This window comes from Allobosea sp. AK1, assembly GCF_006714945.1.
In the GTDB taxonomy this organism is placed as follows: Bacteria; Pseudomonadota; Alphaproteobacteria; order Rhizobiales; family Beijerinckiaceae; genus Allobosea; species Allobosea robiniae.
Genome location: NZ_VFMG01000001.1, coordinates 4,894,292 through 4,911,044 on the forward strand (window position 1 = coordinate 4,894,292; position 16,753 = coordinate 4,911,044).

Genomic DNA, 16,753 nt, shown 5'->3' on the forward strand with positions numbered 1-16,753 from the left:
CGTCATGGCTCTGCCCGCTCTCGGCCCGGCCCTGCCGGAAATCATCCTCGCCCTCGGCGCCATCACGATGGTGCTGGTCGGTGCGATCCAGGGCGAGCGCGCCACGCGCCTGCTCGAAGGGCTGGCGCTCGCGCTGCTCGCGGTCGCGCTGGTGATGGTTGTCTCAGGCAGCGGCAAGATGCTGACCTTCAACGATGGCTTCATCGTCGACGGCTTTGCCCGCTTCATGAAGGTGCTGACGCTCATCGGCGCCGGCGCCTCCATCCTGCTTTCGGCCGATACGCTGCGGCGCCAGGGCACGATGCGTTTCGAATTCCCGATCCTGGTCGTGCTCGCGACGATCGGCATGATGATGATGATCTCGGCGAACGATCTCATCAGCCTCTATGTCGGCCTCGAGCTGCAGTCGCTGGCGCTCTATGTCGTCGCCGCATTCGACCGCGACAACGCGAAATCGACCGAAGCCGGCCTGAAGTATTTCGTGCTCGGCGCGCTCTCCTCCGGAATGCTGCTCTATGGCGGCTCGCTGGTTTACGGCTTCACCGGCACCGTCACCTTCCCGGGCATCGCCGCGGCGACGGCGGGCGGCCATGCCGGCATCGGCCTGATCTTCGGCATCGTCTTCATCGCCGCCGGTGTCGCCTTCAAGATCTCGGCCGTGCCGTTCCACATGTGGACGCCGGACGTCTACGAGGGCGCGCCCACCCCGGTCGCGGCCTTCTTCGCCTCGGCGCCCAAGATGGCCGCCATGGCGATGGTGATCCGCGTCTTCATCGGCGCCTTCCCGGGCGCGATCCATGACTGGCGCCAGATCATCGTCTTCATCTCGATCGCCTCGATGGCGCTCGGCGCCTTCGCCGCGATCGGCCAGCGCAACATCAAGCGCCTGCTCGCCTACTCCTCGATCGCCAACATGGGCTACGCGCTGGTCGGCCTCGCCGCCGGCACGGCCGAGGGCGTGCAGGGCGTGATGACCTATATGGCGATCTATCTCGCCACGACGCTTGCCGCCTTCGCCTGCGTGCTGATGATGCGCCGCGACGGTAAGCTGGTCGAGGACATCTCGGAACTCGCCGGCCTGTCCCGCACCAATGGCTGGATGGCGTTCGCGATGTCGATGATGATGTTCTCGCTTGCCGGCATCCCGCCGCTCGCGGGCTTCTGGGCGAAGTGGTACGTCTTCCTCGCCGCGATCAATGCGAAGCTCTATGTGCTCGCCGTCATCGGCGTGCTGACCAGCGTGGTCGGCGCCTATTACTACCTGCGCCTCGTCAAGGTGATGTATTTCGATGAGCCGAAGCCGGCCTTCGAGACGTCCGATCTCGGCGTTCGCGCGGTGCTGCTGGTCTCGGCGGTCTTCGTGCTGGTGCTCTCGCTGGTGCCGGCACCGCTCTTCGACTCGGCGGCGGCTGCGGCCAAGTCGCTGTTTTGATGTCTCCCCGTCATGGTCGGGCTTGTCCCGACCATCCACGTCTTCGCTGGCCGAGGGGCGTGTTCAAGACGTGGATGCTCGCCACAAGGGCGAGCATGACGGCGTCGACCAACTCCCATGCTCGGTGAGGGCGCCCGCGCCGCGGGCTATCGGCTGATCGTCCGCGACGAGGTCGGCTCCACCATGGAGGAGGCGCGTCGCGCGCTCGATCAGGGCGAACCGGGCAAGCTCTGGATCGTCGCCCGCAGCCAGAATTCCGGCAGGGGTCGTCATGGCCGGCAATGGGGCTCGCCGCCCGGCAATCTCTACGCCAGCCTGCTGCTGACCGATCCGTGCGAACCGGCGCTGGCGCCGCAACTGGGTTTCGTGGTGGGCCTCGCCTTGCACGATGCCGCCGCGAAGCTGCTTGGTCCGGCCGCATCCGGGCTGAAGCTGAAATGGCCGAACGACCTGCTGCTCGACCGCGCCAAGACCTCCGGCCTGCTGCTGGAGGGCGAGAGCCGGGCAGGGCGGCTCAACATCATCGTCGGCTGCGGCGTCAACATCGCCTCCTGCCCTCCCGATACGCCCTATCCCGCTACCTTTCTCAAGGCTACGGCGCCGCAGGCCAATGTCGAGGCCATGCTCACGGGCCTGAGCGATGCCTTCGCCCGGCGCTTCGCCGTCTGGTCGCAAGCCGGCGGCTTCGGCCCGACCCGCGCCGCCTGGCTGGAACGCGCCGCCTTCCTGGGTGAGACCATCACCATTCGCCTGCCCGAAGGGCCGCTCACCGGCATCTTCATCGGCCTCGACCCGACCGGGCGCCTCGAACTCGAAACCGAAGCCGGCCGCCGCGTCATCGATGCCGGCGACCTCTTCTTCGGCCCTCCGGGCTGATCCAGCCATCTCTCCAGCCTCCGTCGATCTGGAGGCTACCTTGCTGGCGTGCTAGGGCTCGTTGCCATCACGCGGCATAAGATCAAGCCATTGCCAAAATCAGGATTGCCAGTGACCCGTTCCAGCGACCAGCTCGTCTTCGTTCCCCTCGGCGGCCTCGGCGAGATCGGCATGAACGCCGCTCTCTACGGCTTCGGGCCCGAGGGCCGGCGAAAGTGGATCCTGGTCGATTGCGGCCTGTCCTTCGCCGGGCCGGAGGCGCCGGGCGTCGATATCGTCCTGCCCGACCTGCGCTACATCATCGAGGAACGGGCGAACCTCCTCGGCATCGTCATCACCCATGCCCATGAGGACCATATCGGCGCGCTCGCGGCGCTCTGGCCCTCCCTGCGCGCGCCGGTCTATTGCACGCGCTTCGCCGCCGGCCTCCTCGCCACGCGCCGCCTCTCCGAGCCCGGCGCGCCGAGCGTCGAGATCAACGTCGTGCCGCAAGGCGGGGCGATCACGCTCGGTCCGTTCGACATCGAGTTCGTGCCGGTGGCCCACTCGATCCCGGAATCGAACGCGCTGGCGATCCGCACGCCCGCCGGTCTCGTCGTCCATACCGGCGACTGGAAGATCGACCCGACCCCGCGCGTCGGCCTGCCCACCGACGAGAAGCGCCTGCGCGAGCTCGGCGACGAGGGCGTGCTGGCGCTGGTCTGCGATTCCACCAATGTCATGCGCGACGGCACCAGCCCGAGCGAGGCCGATGTCGCCGCCAAGATGAAGGAACTGGTCGCCTCGGCGCCGGGACGCGTCGCCGTCACCACCTTCGCCTCCAATGTCGCGCGCCTGCGCGCCGTCGCGGAAGCCGCGATGGCCAACGACCGCGAGGTCGTGGTCGTCGGCCGCGCCATGGACCGCGTCATCGATGTCGCCCGCGAATGCGGCTATCTCGACGGCATTCCCGGATTCCGCGCGGTCGATGCCTATGGCTACCTGCCGCGCGACAAGGTCGTGGCGCTGGTCACCGGCAGCCAGGGCGAGCCGCGCGCCGCGCTCTCGCGCATTGCCTCGGACGACCATCCCGAGATCGCGCTCTCGCCTGGCGACCGCGTGATCTTCTCGTCGCGCACCATTCCCGGCAACGAGAAGTCGGTCGGCAACATCCTGAACGCGCTGGCCCGCGACAAGATCGAGATCATCACCGACCGGACGCATCTGGTCCATGTTTCCGGCCATCCGCGCCGCGAGGAGATGGCCCGGCTCTACGGTTGGCTAAAACCGCAGATCGCGATCCCCGCCCATGGCGAGGACCTGCATCTGGCCGAGCATGAAACCTTCGCCAGAAGCCTTGGCGTCAAGCATGTGCTGCGCGCCGGCAACGGCGATGTGGTCGCGATCTCGGGCGAGGGCGCCCGCAAGGTCGACGAGGTCAGGCATGGCCGGCTCTACCAGGACGGCTCGCTGCTGGTGAATGCTCTCGAGAAAACCATTCAGGAGCGTCGCCGCCTGTCCTTCGCCGGCATCGTTTCGATCGCGGTGGCCATCGACGACAAGGGCGGCATCGCCGGCGAGCCGGAGATCGCCGTGCTCGGCCTGCCGCCGCGCACGCTTGGCGGCATCGATTTCGATGAATACGTCGCCGATACCGTGGGCGATCTGCTCGATAATATCCCGAAGGCCCGCCGCCGCGACCCCGAGGCCCTGCGCAACGCGCTGGAGCGCGGCGTGCGCAGCGCCGTCAACGACGAGTGGGGCAAGAAGCCGCTGGTGCATGCTCTCGTGATCGAGGTGTAGAAAGGCCGTACGGCCACGCCGGAGAGGATGAAGATGATCGGACGCCTGAACCACGTCGCCATTGCGGTGAAGGACCTCGAAGCCTCCACGGCGCTCTACCGCGACACGCTGGGTGCGCGCGTCTCGCAGCCTCAGCCTGAGCCGGAGCACGGCGTCACGGTCGTCTTCGTCGAGCTGCCGAACACCAAGATCGAATTGCTGGAGCCGCTCGGCGCCGACTCGCCGATCGCGAAGTTTCTCGAGCGCAATGCGGATGGCGGCATCCATCACATCTGCTACGAGGTCGACGACATCCTCGCGGCGCGTGACCGGCTGAAGGCGCAAGGGGCCCGCGTGCTCGGCTCCGGCGAGCCGCGCATCGGCGCCCACGGCAAGCCGGTGCTCTTCCTGCACCCCAAGGACTTCCTCGGTACGCTGGTCGAACTCGAACAGGCCTGACGACAATGACCGCCATTGCTTTTCTCGGCCAGCCGGAAGCCGGCTCGCCACGCCCCTTCAGCGCCGCGACCGTCGCGGGCGGGCTCGTCTTCGTCTCCGGGCATTCGGCGCCGCATGACCCGGCGCGTGGCGTCCATCGCGGCGCGACACCCGCCGAGGAAGTCCGCAATGCGCTCGGCCGCGTCGCCGAGATCCTGGCGGAGGCGGGAAGTTCCCTCGACCGCGTCGTGCAGATGACGATGCTGATCACCGACCCGGCCGATTATGCCGCCTGCAACGCCGAATACGTGAAGCATTTCCCCGGTGGCCTGCCGGCCCGTCATACTGCGCGCTTCGGCGTGCCGACCGAGGCGAAGGTCGCCTTTTCCTGCATCGCGCTCGCGGGGGCCTCAGCATGAATATCGTCGGCGGCCTCGCCCTTTATTTCGTGATCTGGTGGATCACGCTCTTCGCGGTGCTGCCCTTCGGCATCCGCAGCCAGCACGAGGCGGGCGAGGTCGTGGCCGGCACCGAGCCTGGCGCGCCCGTGTTCCCCGGATTGCTGAAGAAGGCCGTCATCACCTCGCTGATCGCGGCCGTGATCTTCGCCGGCGTCTGGTATCTCTGGGTGACCTACGACATCTGAGGTCAGGCGCATCCGCTCAGGGTACCGCCCAAGAAAAAAGGCAAGGCCGATGCCTTGCCTTTGGTAGTCCGCTTTTACCGCTGCACCGGCGCACGTCTCCGAAAAGCGTGCGACTCATTTTGCAAGGCGGGCGTTTGTTCCTCCCAAGACCTGGTCCGCAGCGCTTCGACTGGCAAAGCGCTCCCAGCGCCGGAAGGATTAGCCGATTGTGACGGCTCTGTCACCAGTTTAGGCAGCATCAGCCTGGAATTTTTGCAAGATTAGTCTTCCTTGCACTTGTGCAGTGCAGCAAGGGCAGGCGCGTGTCGATGCGATGCCTTGTTCCGGTCAAAGGATAGGGCTATCGACCGGCATCCGCCGGGCTCGCCGGCGGCCATGGAGATTTTCATGCTGCGCAGCTCGCTCGCCGCCCTTGCCGTCGTCGCCTCGCTCGGTTTCGCCCAGGCACAGACGCCGAAGGCCGATCCGGAAAACACCGTCATCCTCGAGACCAAGGATGGCCCCGTGACGATCCGCCTGCGGCCGGATCTCGCGCCGAAACATGTCGCCCAGATCAAGGCACTGGTGAAGCGCGGCTTCTATGACGGCATCGTCTTCCACCGCGTCATCGACGGCTTCATGGCCCAGACCGGCGATCCGACGGGCACCGGCACCGGCAAGTCCGACCTGCCGAACCTGCCCGCCGAGTTCACCCCGACGCCCTACAAGGTCGGCTCGCTCGGCATGGCCCGCTCGTCCTCGCCGGATTCAGCCAATTCGCAGTTCTTCATCTGCTACGAGGGTTGCGGCTCGCTGACCGGCCAGTACACGCTCTTCGGCGAGGTCGTTTCCGGCATGGATGCCGTGCGCAAGATCAAGAAGGGCTCCAGCGCCAATAACGGCCAGGTGAGCAACCCCGACAAGATCGTCCGCATGCGCATGCAGGCCGACGCCAAGTAAGCCGGCTCGAAGCGGGCAGGACGAGCCGGGGAGGGTGCGGCGATGCTTCGGACGGCCCTGATCGGGATCGCCGTGGTGCTCGGCCTGGGCGGAGCGCTCGCGCAGGAGACGCGCGATCTCGGCCTGCCGCCGCCTTCCGGCTCGCAGAATCCGGTTCTGCCCCCGCCTTCGGGCTCGCAGAACCCGATCCTGCCGCCGCAGAGCGGCCAACGCTACAATCCTGGTGTCGGCGGCCCCTTCAGGGGCGACGACATTCCCGGCCTCGACCAGCGCCGGCTCGGTTCGCCGCGCGTTCTGCAGGGCACCGGCGAGATCGGCCTGATCGGTCAGGTCACGCCTGACGCGCCGCCGGACGGCACGGAAACCGTCGACCGGCTCGACGAGATCGCGCCGGCTGTGCGGCGCTGCTGGAACCCGCCGCCATTGCCCGGTGATCTGACGGGCGCGATGGTGTCGCTGCGCTTCAGCATGCGGCGTGACGGCAGCCTCTTCGGGCAGCCGCGCGTCACCTGGGAGACCAAGCGCGGCGATGCCGCATTCCAGCAGCGCTTCAGCGATTCCGCCGTCGCCGCCATCCGCTCCTGCACGCCGATGAGGTTGTCGGCGGGCCTCGGAGCGAGTATCGCGGGGCGACCCTTCACCATCCGCTTCCACGGCCGCACGCGGCTCAATGAAAGGCAAACCTGATGTCCCTCGATCCCGAGAACACCCTCGTCATGGAAACCACCAAGGGCAAGGTGGTGATCAAGCTGCGTCCCGATCTCGCGCCGGGCCATGTCGAGCGCATCAAGCTGCTCGCTCGCGAGGGCTTCTATGACGGCATCGTCTTCCACCGCGTCATCGACGGCTTCATGGCCCAGGTCGGCTGCCCGCACGGCACCGGCACCGGCGGCTCGAGCTATCCGGACCTGAAGCAGGAGTTCAACGCCGAGCCGCATGTCCGCGGCATCTGCTCGATGGCCCGCGCCCAGAACCCGAACTCGGCCAACAGCCAGTTCTTCATCGTGTTCGACGATGCCCGCTTCCTCGACAAGCAGTACACCGTCTGGGGCGAGGTCGTCGAAGGCATGGATAATGTCGACCTGATCAAGCGTGGCGAGCCGGTGCGCGATCCCGACTCGATCGTCTCAATGAAGGTGATGGCCGACGCGGCCTGATCTTCGATAGTTTGAGGCGAGCCCTCATCCCGGGACGCGAGCGGCGCTCGCAGCCAATGGGGTGAGGGCTCGTTTCGTTTGACCAGAAGGACGCTGCGGCTGTGAACGTCGATCTCTTCGATTTCGACCTGCCCGAGGACCGGATCGCGCTGCGGCCCGCGAGTCCGCGCGATGCCGCGCGTTTGCTCGTAGTTCGTCCGGATGCGCCGGAGACGCTGGAGGATCGCGGCATCCGCGATCTCGTCTCGCTGCTTCAGCCCGGCGACGCGCTCGTCCTCAACGATACGCGCGTGATCCCATCCCGGCTGCGCGGGCGGCGCTATCGCGGCGAGGATTCGGCCCGCATCGAGATCATGCTGCACAAGCGCGAGAGCGAGGATCGTTGGCTCGCCTTCGCCCGCCCGGCCAAGAAATTGGCGCCTGGCGAGCGCGTGGTTTTCGATTCGGAGGCCGCCAGCAATGCCTGCGAGCTCGGCCGCCTGCACGCGGAGGTGATCGCGAAGGGCGAGGGCGGCGAGGTCGAATTGCAGTTCAGCCTGACCGGCGCCTATCTCGACGAGGCGATCGAGCGGCTCGGCGAATTGCCACTGCCGCCCTATATCGCCGGCAAGCGCCCGACCGACAGCGCCGACACGGCCGATTACCAGACCAATTTCGCTCGGAAGGACGGCGCCGTCGCCGCGCCGACCGCGGGCCTGCATTTCACGCCGGAGCTATTGGCGGCGCTGGACGCCCGCGGCGTCAGCCGGCATTTCGTCACGCTCCATGTCGGTGCCGGCACCTTCCTCCCGGTGAAGGCCGACGACACCGACGACCACCGTATGCACGCCGAATGGGGCACGGTCTCAGCCGAGACGGCTGCGGCGCTGAACGCCGTCAAGGCAAAGGGCGGGCGCATCGTCTGCGTCGGCACGACCTCGCTGCGCCTCATCGAGAGCGCGGCCGCCGAGGACGGCACGATCCAGCCTTTCTCCGGCGACACCGCGATCTTCATCACGCCGGGCTACCGCTTCCGTGCGGTCGACATGCTGATGACGAATTTCCATCTGCCGCGCTCGACGCTCTTCATGCTCGTCTCCGCCTTCTGCGGACTCGACATGATGAAACGGGCCTATGCCCATGCGATCGCGGCAAATTACCGCTTCTACTCCTACGGCGACGGCAGCCTGCTCTTCCGGGCAGGCTGACCGCGCCCGCAGGCCTTACTTCGCCGGCAGCGGCGGCACGCCCTTCTGCCAGACCGGCCAGTCCGCGACGATGTGATCGACCACCTTCGAGCCCACCGCCTCGACATTGGCGACGGTCTCGGCGAAGCCGCCCGCCGTTTGGCCGGGCGCCGGGTCGAGATGCTGCAGCGTCGTCTCGTTCGGGTTGCCCTGGTCGAAATTGACCGCGCCGCGCAGGCTCATGATCCGGTCGGTGCCGAATTGCCGCTTGATCACCAGCGTGATCGCGGCCGCCTCCATCTCGGTGATGACGTAGTCGTCGGCGCCGTAGAGCTTGGCCATATATTGCGCCTCCTTCGACAGGCCTGGTCCGTGGAAGAAGGTGTCGCCGGTCATATGCGTGCCGACCTGTACCGAGGGCGCGGCCTGCGCCTTCTTGTCGGGATAGCGCATGCGATACTGCTTCGCGGAGTCGGAATCCTGAAGGTTCACGCCGGAGCCGAGCTTCACCGCCCAGTTCACCAGAACGGGGTTAAGCTGGAAGACGCGGTAGCTCTCATAGCCCTTGCGCGGCATGAAGACGGGCTCGCCGGGCTTGCCTTCCTCCGGCGCCCAGCGATGACCGAGATCGTAATCGACCAGCCAGCTCCCCCAGGAGACATCGCCGATCGTGCCGCGCGAAGGCGGCGTGCCGGCGACGCCGCTCAGCACGAAATAGGCCTGTGAGAAATCATAGGCCGGGTCGAGCAGGATCGCCTGCATCGAGGACGAGGAATTGACCTTGCCCATGCCGAGCACGGCGCCACAGACGCCGTCGCCATTGCAGAAGACCGGCTTCAGCGCGCCCTTGACCTCATGCGGCTGGCTCGCCTTCCAGTAGCGCTCGTACCAGTGCTGGAACTCGCCGGCCCGGTCGCCGGTATTCTCGCCGATCTCGAACATCGCGGCGATGAAGACCTTGACCTTGATCGGTTGGGTCTGCGCGGCAGCAGGGGCCGCGAGCGCACCAAAGGCGGCGAAGGCGAGGGCGGCGAGGCCGGCCCGTCTGGTTGTCGTCTGCTTCATGGAACTCTCCACGGCCGAAAGCTGAAAGGCCGTCCGGGGCGGGCGCAGCAGGGGCCGAGCCAATTTTGCCATGTTCGGAGCCCGCTCGTCCATCATGGTCGATGCTCCATGCACTGAACCGGCTCGCATTCCCCGGCTGAAAATGCTACCGGGCTCCCAACAGGGATTTTGACAGTCAAATGGCCGATATTTTTCGCGAGATCGAAGAGGAAGTCCGCCGCGACAAGGCGGCGGAGCTCTGGAAGAAATATGGCTGGGTCGTCACCAGCCTCGCCGTGCTGGCGGTGTTGGCCGTCGCCGGCTGGCAGTTCTGGCTGTATCGCGAGAATCAGGCCTCGCAGGCCGTCGGCGCGCGCCTCGAAGCGGCGCTGAAATCCTCGCGTGACGGCGACGCCACCCAGGCCGAGACGATCCTGAAGGAGCTCTCGACCACGGCGCCGGCCGGCTACCGCCTGATCGCCCGCTTCCGCCTCGCGGCCGAGACGGCCAAGCGCGACCCGGCCGCCGGCGCCGCAGCCTTCGATGCGCTCGCCGGCGACGCTTCGCTCGACCAGACCTATCGCGACCTCGCGAAGCTGCGCGCCGGCATCCTGCGCGTCGATCTCGCGCCCTATCCCGAGATCAAGGCGGCGCTGGAGCCGCTGGCCTCTGCCCAGGGCGTCTGGCGCCACACGGCTCGCGAGTTCCTCGGCATCGCCGCGCTCAAGGCCAACCTCTTCGAGGATGCCGGGCGCTGGTTCGATGCCGCGATCACCGATCCGCAGGCGCCGCGCGGCCTGCGCCAGCGTGTCGAGCTCTATCTCGCTCTGGTCCGTGGCGGCCCCGTCACGGTGAAGAACTGAACCGGAGCCTCGCTCCAACGCCGCCGCCGCCCCGGCTCCTCGCTTCGGCAGGCCGGGACGACGGCGAAAATGTGTGAAATCTGATGACAGCCATCGTCGCCCTGATCGGGCGCCCCAATGTCGGCAAGTCGACGCTGTTCAACCGGCTGGTCGGCAAGAAGCTCGCCCTGGTTGACGACCGGCCGGGTGTGACGCGCGACCGCCGCGAGGGTGATGCCACTCTCGGCCATCTCCGCTTCAAGGTGATCGACACCGCCGGCCTCGAAGAGGCCGACAAGGAGTCGCTGGCCGGCCGCATGCGCGCCCAGACCGAGACCGCGATCGCGCAGGCCGACGTCGTGCTCTTCATGATCGACGCCCGCCTCGGCATCACGCCGATGGACCAGCCCTTCGCCGATCTGGTGCGCCGCTCCGGCAAGCCGGTGATCCTGCTCGCCAACAAGGCCGAGGGGAAGAAGGGCACCGACGGCATCATCGAGTCTTACGGGCTCGGCCTCGGCGATCCCGTGCCGTTCTCGGCCGAGCATGGCGAGGGCACCTCGGACCTGCTCGAGGCGCTCGCGCCTTACATCCCCGATGAGCCCGAGGACGACGAGGACGAGACGGCCTGGGCGGACGTTCCCGCCGCCGATTCGGATGACGAGGAGGATATCGATCCCGATCGCCCCTTGCGCGTCACCATCATCGGCCGCCCGAATGCCGGCAAGTCGACGCTGGTCAACCGCATGATCGGCGAGGACCGGATGCTGACGGGCCCCGAGGCCGGCATCACCCGCGACACCATCTCGGTCGACTGGGAATGGCGCGGCCGCAAGGTCAAGCTCTTCGACACCGCCGGCATGCGCAAGCGCGCCCGCATCGAGGAGAAGCTGGAGAAGCTTTCGGTCGCGGATTCGCTGCGCGCGATCCGCTTCGCCGAGGTCGTCGTCGTGCTGCTCGACGCCACCATCCCCTTCGAGAAGCAGGACCTGACGCTGGTCGACCTGACCGAGCGCGAGGGCCGCTCCGTCGTCATCGGCCTCAACAAATGGGACCTCGTCGCCGACAAGCAGGGCCTGCTGGCCGAGCTCAAGGAGAAGGCCAACCATCTCCTGGCGCAGGTCCGCGGCGTGCCGATCATCCCGCTCTCCGGCCTTGCCGGCGAAGGCATCGACAAGCTGATGCAGGGCGTGTTCTCCGCCTACGGGGTCTGGAACCGCCGCGTTTCGACCGCGCGGATCAACCGCTGGCTCGAAGGCGTGCTCTCGGCGCATCCGCCCCCGGCCGTGGCCGGCCGACGCATCAAGATTCGCTACATGACGCAGGCCAAGGCCCGCCCGCCGACCTTCGCGCTGTTCGGCAACCAGCTCGATCATCTGCCGGTGTCCTACACCCGCTATCTCGTCAACAATCTCCGGGAAGCCTTCGAATTGCCGGGCACGCCGATTCGGCTGCATCGCCGCGGCGGCGACAATCCCTATGACAAGGGGCGCAAGAGCTGATGAGGGTTGCTGTCGTCGGGGCCGGTATCGCCGGGCTTTCCACCGCCTGGTCGCTCAGCAAGCGCGGGCATGAGGTGACGCTGTTCGAGCAGGCGCCGCAGATCCCCAACCCTTATGCGGCCTCGGGCGACCAGCACCGCATCATCCGCCGCGCCTATGGCGGCGCCGACGGCTATGCCCGCACCATCACCGAGGCCTTCGAGGCCTGGGGCGAGCTCTGGGCCGATCTCGGCAAGCAGCATTACGCGCCTTGCGGCGTGCTGGGCATCTCCCAGACCGAGGGCGACGAGGGCGAGGAATATCGCGAAGGCCTCGACCGCATGGCCTCGCCCTACGAGCTCTATGAAGCAGCCGAGGCCGCCCGGCGCTATCCCTTCATCGATCCGGCGACGATCCGCTACGCCTATCTCAGCCCCGAGGGCGGCGCGCTGTTCCCGGCCCGCATCGCCGCAGACATGGTCCGCCTGCTGCGCGAGCGTGGCGTCACCTTGCGCGAGGGCGCGACGGTCACCGCGATCGATCCCGAGAGCGGCCGCATCGGTCTCGCGAATGGCGAGGCGGCGAGCTTCGACCGCATCGTGGTCAGCTCCGGCGCCTGGGTGCTGAAGCTCCTGCCGGAGCTTGCCGAGGTGCTGACGACCTATCGCACCGCCGTCGCCTATCTCTCCCCGCCTGATGACCTGAAGGCCGCCTGGGAGGCTGCCCCGGTCATCGTCGATGTCGGCGGCACGGTCGATGGCTATGTCCTGCCGCCGGTCGACGGCACCGGCCTCAAGGTCGGCGCCGGCGTGCACAAGCGCCCGCGCCAGCCCGACGAGGAGCGCGAGCCGCGGGCCGGCGAAGGCGAGCAGATCCGCGATTATTTCGCGCCGCCCTTCGCACGCATCGCCGAATATCGCGTCGATCGCGTCGTCACCTGCGCCTACACCTTCACGGCGGATCGCAAGTTCCTGTCGCGGCAGATCGGCCGCGTGACGGCCGTCTCGGCCTGCTCCGGCCATGGCTACAAGTTCGGCGCGGCGGTCGGCCGGCGCGTCGCGGCTGCGGTCGAGAGCGGCGATCAGGCCGGCCTGCTGCGCTGGCTCAGGGCCGAGTGACCGGCGCGGGCGCGCCTGCATCGCGCGCCGAAAGGGCCTTGGCCTTCGCCTCGTCAGCTGCCGCCTCGGCCTCCTGGCCGGCTGCGCGTCTGGCGGCTGCGCGGAAGCGATAATTATCGTCGGCATCCGGCGCGAGACGGATCGCCTCGCTGAAATCGGCGATGGCGCGGTTGGTGTCACCCTTGCTGAAATGGGTCAGGCCGCGGACCGACCAGGCTTTTTCGAGACGCGGCGCCAGAGCGATTGCACGGTCGAGATCGGCGAGAGCCTTGGCGGGCTCGCCGAGCGAGGCCTGGATCGACGCGCGTGTGACGAAGAACTCCGCCTGCGATGGATCGAGCCCGATGGCCGTATTGAGGTCGCTCAGGGCTCGCGGCAAGTCACGCATGTAGAGCAGCCGGGCTTTGCCGCGCTTCCAGAACGCGCTCGCCGTCTTCGGCGCAAGCGCGATGACACGGGCATAGTCGGCAAGGGCCCGCGTGTAGGCTGTGCCCGTTCCCGGTGCCAGGAGATCGGCGCGATCCAGAAGGGTGGCGACAAGCGCCTCACCCGTCAGCCCGTGGTGCTCCACCAGCGCGTTGCAGGCGGCGAGAGCCTTGTCATGGTGCGCAATGATCTGAGCCGGATCGGATGAGGGCTCGTCATGCCCCGAACGGCAGATCTGGCGCAGGTCCGCGACGGAATCGGCAAGAGCCGGTCCCCCGATCAGGATGGCGGCGAGGCAGAGCGCTGTCGGGGAGAGTGACCAACGGACGGAAGGCAAAACCACGCTGTCTCCTTCGTCTTGGTATGGCTGCGTCTCAGGCCGGCAACTGCGGCGTCAGCACCTTGCCCTGCGGGAAGTCGAAGATCCTGCCGCTCTCGGCCCAATCGGGCGAAGCCAGCCGGACCAGATGCGGCGCCAGCTCCTCCGGCGTCTTCAGCGTCTGCGGGTCTTCGCCCGGCATGGCCTCGGCCCGCATCTTGGTGCGCAGGGGGCCGGGATTGACCAGCATGAGCTTGACCGGGGTCGTCGCCGTCTCGGCCGCATAGGTGCGTCCCAGAGCCTCCACGGCGGCCTTGGAGACCGAGTAGGGACCCCAATAGGCCGTGCACTTATGCGCGGCGCCCGAGGTCATCAGCAGGACGCGTCCGGCATCGGATGCGCGCAGCGCCGGATCGAGTGCCTTGAGCAGGCGCCAGTTGGCGGTGACGTTGATGTCGAGGACCCTGGCCCAGTCCTTCTCGGTGACATGGTCGAGCGGGCTCAGCGAGCCGAGCACGCCGGCATTGGCGAGCAGGATGTCGAGCTTGCCCCAGCGCTCCGTCACGGCGTGGCCGAGCTTCTCCAGCCCGCCGGCGTCAGCGAGGTCGAGCGGCACCAGCGTGGCGCTGCCGCCGATCGCTACGATCTCGTCATCGAGCTCCTCGAGCGCGCCGGCCGTGCGGGCGAGCGCTATGACATGGGCGCCTGCCTCGGCGAAGGCCAGCGCCACGGCGCGGCCGATGCCGCGCGAAGCGCCGGTGACGAGCGCGACGCGCCCCTTGAGCGGTTGGGTCATGATGAAAGTCGCCCCGTTTCCCTCGCGCCGTCATCCCGGACAAGCCGCGATAGCGGCGCCGATCCGGGATCCATTCCGGAGCGCTTCCGATGAACGTTCAGGCATGGATCCCGGGTCTGCGCTTCGCGTCGCCCGGGATGACAGCCCTTGTGGAAAAGCTCAGCCGGCTTCGGCCAGCAGCGAGATCCGCTGCTTGGCGCTCTCGCCGATCAGATCGGTCAGCGAGGTCGGATAGTCGCCGGTGAAGCAATGGTCGGTGAATTGCGGCCGGACGGGATCGCGCCGCTCATGGCCCATCGCCCGGTAGAGCCCGTCCACCGAGATGAAGGCCAGCGAATCGGCGCCGACGAACTGGCGCATCTCCTCCAGCGAATGGGTCGCGGCGAGCAGCTTCTCCCGATCGGGCGTATCGATGCCGTAATAGTCGGGATGGGTGATCGGCGGCGAGGAGATGCGGAAATGCACCTCCTTGGCGCCGGCCTCGCGCATCATCTTCACGATCTTGAACGAGGTCGTGCCGCGCACGATCGAGTCGTCGACCAGGATGATGCGCTTGCCCTCGACCACCGAGCGGTTGGCCGAATGCTTCAGCTTGACGCCGAGCTCGCGGACTTTCTGCGTCGGCTCGATGAAGGTACGGCCGACATAGTGGTTGCGGATGATGCCGAGCTCGAAGGGGATGCCGCTGGCCTGGGCATAGCCCAGCGCCGCCGGCACGCCGGAATCCGGCACGGGCACGACGACATCGGCCTCGGTCGGCGCTTCCTGCGCCAGCACGGCACCCATCGCCTTGCGGCGCTCGTAGATGCTGCGGCCCTTCACGATCGAATCGGGGCGGGCGAAGTAGATGTATTCGAAGATGCAGGGCCGCTCGGCCACCGGCGGGAAGGGCTTGTGGCTCTCGATCCCGCTCTCTGAGATGATCACGACCTCGCCGTTCTCGATCTCGCGGACGAACTTGGCGCCGATGATGTCGAGCGCGCAGGTCTCCGAGGTCAGGATCGGGCAGCCATCGAGATCGCCGAGCACGAGCGGGCGGATGCCGAGCGGATCGCGGGCGCCGATCAGCTTCTTGTTGGTCATGCCGACGAAGGCATAGGCGCCCTCGATCTGGCGGATCGCCTCGATGAAGCGGTCGACGAATTGCTGCTTGCGGCTGCGCGCCACGAGATGCAGCAGCACCTCGGTATCGGAGGTCGACTGGTAGATCGCGCCGTCGCGGACAAGGTTGCGGCGCAGCGTCAGCCCGTTGGTCAGGTTGCCGTTATGCGCGACGGCGAAGCCGCCGCCATGCAGTTCGGCGAAGAGCGGCTGGACGTTGCGCAGGATCGTCTCGCCGGTCGTCGAGTAGCGGACATGGCCGATGGCCTGCTTGCCCTTGAGCTTGTCGATGACGCTCGCTTCCGAGAAGGCATCGCCGACGAGGCCAAGGCGGCGCTCCGAGTGAAAGCGCTTGCCGTCGAAGGAGACGATACCCGCCGCCTCCTGGCCGCGATGCTGAAGCGCGTGCAGGCCGAGCGCCGTCAGCGCTGCCGCGTCGGCATGGCCGTAGATGCCGAAGACGCCGCATTCTTCCCGGAGCCGGTCGGCATTGGGGTCGAAGGCGGTATCACGCTCGGTGTGCGAGATCATGTCGAGCTCCACGCGCTGGGACGGTTTAGCTGAGCCTCAATTAGGGACGGGCAGGCGCCGGCGCAACGGGTGCCGGCGCCACCGGTGCCGGCGTCGCGGGGCTGCGCGGCTCTTCCGCCGGAGCCTCGGGCGCGGTCTCGGTGGTCTGCTTCTTCAGCAGGTTCTTGATGAAGTCGGCGTTGACGTCCTGCGGCAGCATGGAGATCAGCGAACGGCCGGTCTCTTCGAGCATCGGCTTGGCCTTGGCATCCTTGGCCCAGACCGGCATCTTCTCGGCTCCGACCAGGGCTGCGAAGAACAGATAGCCGATCACCGCCAGCAGCAGACCGCGCGCCGCACCGAAGACGAAGCCGAGCGTGCGGTCGAGCGCGCCGATGCGCGAATCCAGCACGAAGTCCGAGACCCGCGCCGTGATCAGCGAGACGACGATCAGCGTGCCCAGGAACAAAGCCGCGATCGAGGCGACCAGCGCGATCGTGCCCTGCGCCGAGCTTGCCGGGATGTATTGCTGGATGAAGGGCACGAGCTGCGGGTGGAAAAGCCAGGCGACGACTGCCGCGGCGACCCAGGAGGCGATCGCAAGCACCTCGCGCGTGAAGCCGCGCACGGCTGCGAGCAAAGCCGAGATCAGAACCACGCCGATGACGACGAGATCAAGAATGGTGACAGGCATTGGGAGG

The 16,753-nt window shown here is 67.4% G+C and carries 18 protein-coding genes; 13 read left to right on the forward strand and 5 right to left on the reverse strand.

What is annotated here, in order from left to right:
* Nucleotides 1-4 precede the first annotated feature (4 nt).
* The 10 genes from nuoN to queA all read left to right on the forward strand — a co-directional run bounded on the left by nuoN (nucleotide 5) and on the right by queA (nucleotide 8,436).
* Nucleotides 5-1,432, forward strand: coding sequence for an NADH-quinone oxidoreductase subunit NuoN (gene nuoN / locus FHT98_RS23330; protein WP_142115453.1), 1,428 nt, complete (start codon nucleotides 5-7; stop codon nucleotides 1,430-1,432).
* 117 nt (nucleotides 1,433-1,549) lie between these two features.
* On the forward strand, nucleotides 1,550-2,308 hold the full coding sequence (locus FHT98_RS23335) for a biotin--[acetyl-CoA-carboxylase] ligase (protein WP_142115454.1): 759 nt from the start codon (nucleotides 1,550-1,552) through the stop codon (nucleotides 2,306-2,308).
* A gap of 111 nt (nucleotides 2,309-2,419) precedes the next feature.
* Nucleotides 2,420-4,090, forward strand: coding sequence for a ribonuclease J (locus FHT98_RS23340; protein WP_061968150.1), 1,671 nt, complete (start codon nucleotides 2,420-2,422; stop codon nucleotides 4,088-4,090).
* 33 nt (nucleotides 4,091-4,123) lie between these two features.
* Complete coding sequence (gene mce / locus FHT98_RS23345) at nucleotides 4,124-4,528, forward strand: methylmalonyl-CoA epimerase (protein ID WP_091859718.1); 405 nt, start codon at nucleotides 4,124-4,126, stop codon at nucleotides 4,526-4,528.
* A 5-nt stretch (nucleotides 4,529-4,533) separates the two neighbouring features.
* Nucleotides 4,534-4,926 (forward strand): RidA family protein, encoded by a 393-nt coding sequence (locus FHT98_RS23350; RefSeq protein ID WP_061968148.1) that lies wholly within the window; start codon nucleotides 4,534-4,536, stop codon nucleotides 4,924-4,926.
* A complete protein-coding gene (locus FHT98_RS23355; RefSeq protein ID WP_113585015.1) occupies nucleotides 4,923-5,153 on the forward strand; it encodes a DUF1467 family protein in 231 nt (76 codons plus the stop codon). Before FHT98_RS23350 ends, FHT98_RS23355 begins: the two co-directional genes overlap by 4 nt.
* A 387-nt stretch (nucleotides 5,154-5,540) precedes the next feature.
* The gene (locus FHT98_RS23360) at nucleotides 5,541-6,092 is read left to right on the forward strand and encodes a peptidylprolyl isomerase (protein WP_248309290.1); all 552 of its coding nucleotides are present in this window, start codon (nucleotides 5,541-5,543) and stop codon (nucleotides 6,090-6,092) included.
* A gap of 42 nt (nucleotides 6,093-6,134) precedes the next feature.
* Nucleotides 6,135-6,779: a hypothetical protein gene (locus FHT98_RS23365; protein ID WP_142115456.1), complete on the forward strand. Its 645-nt coding sequence runs from the start codon at nucleotides 6,135-6,137 to the stop codon at nucleotides 6,777-6,779.
* Nucleotides 6,779-7,249: a peptidylprolyl isomerase gene (locus FHT98_RS23370; RefSeq protein ID WP_091859044.1), complete on the forward strand. Its 471-nt coding sequence runs from the start codon at nucleotides 6,779-6,781 to the stop codon at nucleotides 7,247-7,249. Before FHT98_RS23365 ends, FHT98_RS23370 begins: the two co-directional genes overlap by 1 nt.
* 101 nt (nucleotides 7,250-7,350) lie before the next feature.
* The gene (queA, locus tag FHT98_RS23375) at nucleotides 7,351-8,436 is read left to right on the forward strand and encodes a tRNA preQ1(34) S-adenosylmethionine ribosyltransferase-isomerase QueA (RefSeq protein WP_142115457.1); all 1,086 of its coding nucleotides are present in this window, start codon (nucleotides 7,351-7,353) and stop codon (nucleotides 8,434-8,436) included.
* A gap of 15 nt (nucleotides 8,437-8,451) precedes the next feature.
* On the opposite strand, the gene FHT98_RS23380 is transcribed toward queA, so the two are convergent.
* Nucleotides 8,452-9,480 (reverse strand): purine-nucleoside phosphorylase, encoded by a 1,029-nt coding sequence (locus FHT98_RS23380; RefSeq protein WP_142115458.1) that lies wholly within the window; start codon nucleotides 9,478-9,480, stop codon nucleotides 8,452-8,454.
* A 179-nt stretch (nucleotides 9,481-9,659) separates the two neighbouring features.
* On the opposite strand from FHT98_RS23380, the gene FHT98_RS23385 reads away from it, so the two are divergent.
* From FHT98_RS23385 to FHT98_RS23395, 3 genes are all read left to right on the forward strand, one after another.
* Entirely contained in the window at nucleotides 9,660-10,322 is a 663-nt protein-coding gene (locus tag FHT98_RS23385) for a tetratricopeptide repeat protein (protein WP_248309291.1), read from the forward strand.
* Nucleotides 10,323-10,405: 83 nt separating this feature from the next.
* Nucleotides 10,406-11,803 (forward strand): ribosome biogenesis GTPase Der, encoded by a 1,398-nt coding sequence (der, locus tag FHT98_RS23390; RefSeq protein ID WP_061968136.1) that lies wholly within the window; start codon nucleotides 10,406-10,408, stop codon nucleotides 11,801-11,803.
* Complete coding sequence (locus FHT98_RS23395; RefSeq protein WP_142115459.1) at nucleotides 11,803-12,900, forward strand: NAD(P)/FAD-dependent oxidoreductase; 1,098 nt, start codon at nucleotides 11,803-11,805, stop codon at nucleotides 12,898-12,900. Before der ends, FHT98_RS23395 begins: the two co-directional genes overlap by 1 nt.
* Here the strand turns inward: FHT98_RS23395 and FHT98_RS23400 are convergent.
* From FHT98_RS23400 to FHT98_RS23415, 4 genes are all read right to left on the reverse strand, one after another.
* Nucleotides 12,887-13,669 carry a tetratricopeptide repeat protein gene (locus FHT98_RS23400; protein ID WP_142115460.1) on the reverse strand — a complete coding sequence of 261 codons (783 nt, stop codon included), beginning with the start codon at nucleotides 13,667-13,669 and terminating at the stop codon, nucleotides 12,887-12,889. The two genes, FHT98_RS23395 and FHT98_RS23400, sit on opposite strands and share 14 nt — an antisense overlap.
* Nucleotides 13,670-13,700: 31 nt before the next feature.
* On the reverse strand, nucleotides 13,701-14,441 hold the full coding sequence (locus FHT98_RS23405) for an SDR family NAD(P)-dependent oxidoreductase (protein ID WP_185745254.1): 741 nt from the start codon (nucleotides 14,439-14,441) through the stop codon (nucleotides 13,701-13,703).
* Between the two features lie 159 nt (nucleotides 14,442-14,600).
* Entirely contained in the window at nucleotides 14,601-16,073 is a 1,473-nt protein-coding gene (purF, locus tag FHT98_RS23410) for an amidophosphoribosyltransferase (RefSeq protein ID WP_061968352.1), read from the reverse strand.
* A gap of 40 nt (nucleotides 16,074-16,113) precedes the next feature.
* Nucleotides 16,114-16,746, reverse strand: coding sequence for a CvpA family protein (locus FHT98_RS23415; RefSeq protein ID WP_061968129.1), 633 nt, complete (start codon nucleotides 16,744-16,746; stop codon nucleotides 16,114-16,116).
* Between the last annotated feature and the right edge of the window lie 7 nt (nucleotides 16,747-16,753).

Bases quoted from the DNA above. Each gene is read 5' to 3' on its own strand.
- purF (WP_061968352.1), bottom strand. From the start codon at position 16,073: ATGATCTCGCACACCGAGCGTGATACCGCCTTCGACCCCAATGCCGAC.
- FHT98_RS23360 (WP_248309290.1), top strand. From the start codon at position 5,541: ATGCTGCGCAGCTCGCTCGCCGCCCTTGCCGTCGTCGCCTCGCTCGGT.
- nuoN (WP_142115453.1), top strand. From the start codon at position 5: ATGGCTCTGCCCGCTCTCGGCCCGGCCCTGCCGGAAATCATCCTCGCC.
- FHT98_RS23370 (WP_091859044.1), top strand. From the start codon at position 6,779: ATGTCCCTCGATCCCGAGAACACCCTCGTCATGGAAACCACCAAGGGC.
- FHT98_RS23350 (WP_061968148.1), top strand. From the start codon at position 4,534: ATGACCGCCATTGCTTTTCTCGGCCAGCCGGAAGCCGGCTCGCCACGC.
- FHT98_RS23405 (WP_185745254.1), bottom strand. From the start codon at position 14,441: ATGACCCAACCGCTCAAGGGGCGCGTCGCGCTCGTCACCGGCGCTTCG.
- FHT98_RS23355 (WP_113585015.1), top strand. From the start codon at position 4,923: ATGAATATCGTCGGCGGCCTCGCCCTTTATTTCGTGATCTGGTGGATC.
- mce (WP_091859718.1), top strand. From the start codon at position 4,124: ATGATCGGACGCCTGAACCACGTCGCCATTGCGGTGAAGGACCTCGAA.
- FHT98_RS23395 (WP_142115459.1), top strand. From the start codon at position 11,803: ATGAGGGTTGCTGTCGTCGGGGCCGGTATCGCCGGGCTTTCCACCGCC.
- der (WP_061968136.1), top strand. From the start codon at position 10,406: ATGACAGCCATCGTCGCCCTGATCGGGCGCCCCAATGTCGGCAAGTCG.
- FHT98_RS23365 (WP_142115456.1), top strand. From the start codon at position 6,135: ATGCTTCGGACGGCCCTGATCGGGATCGCCGTGGTGCTCGGCCTGGGC.
- FHT98_RS23385 (WP_248309291.1), top strand. From the start codon at position 9,660: ATGGCCGATATTTTTCGCGAGATCGAAGAGGAAGTCCGCCGCGACAAG.
- FHT98_RS23415 (WP_061968129.1), bottom strand. From the start codon at position 16,746: ATGCCTGTCACCATTCTTGATCTCGTCGTCATCGGCGTGGTTCTGATC.
- FHT98_RS23335 (WP_142115454.1), top strand. From the start codon at position 1,550: ATGCTCGGTGAGGGCGCCCGCGCCGCGGGCTATCGGCTGATCGTCCGC.
- FHT98_RS23380 (WP_142115458.1), bottom strand. From the start codon at position 9,480: ATGAAGCAGACGACAACCAGACGGGCCGGCCTCGCCGCCCTCGCCTTC.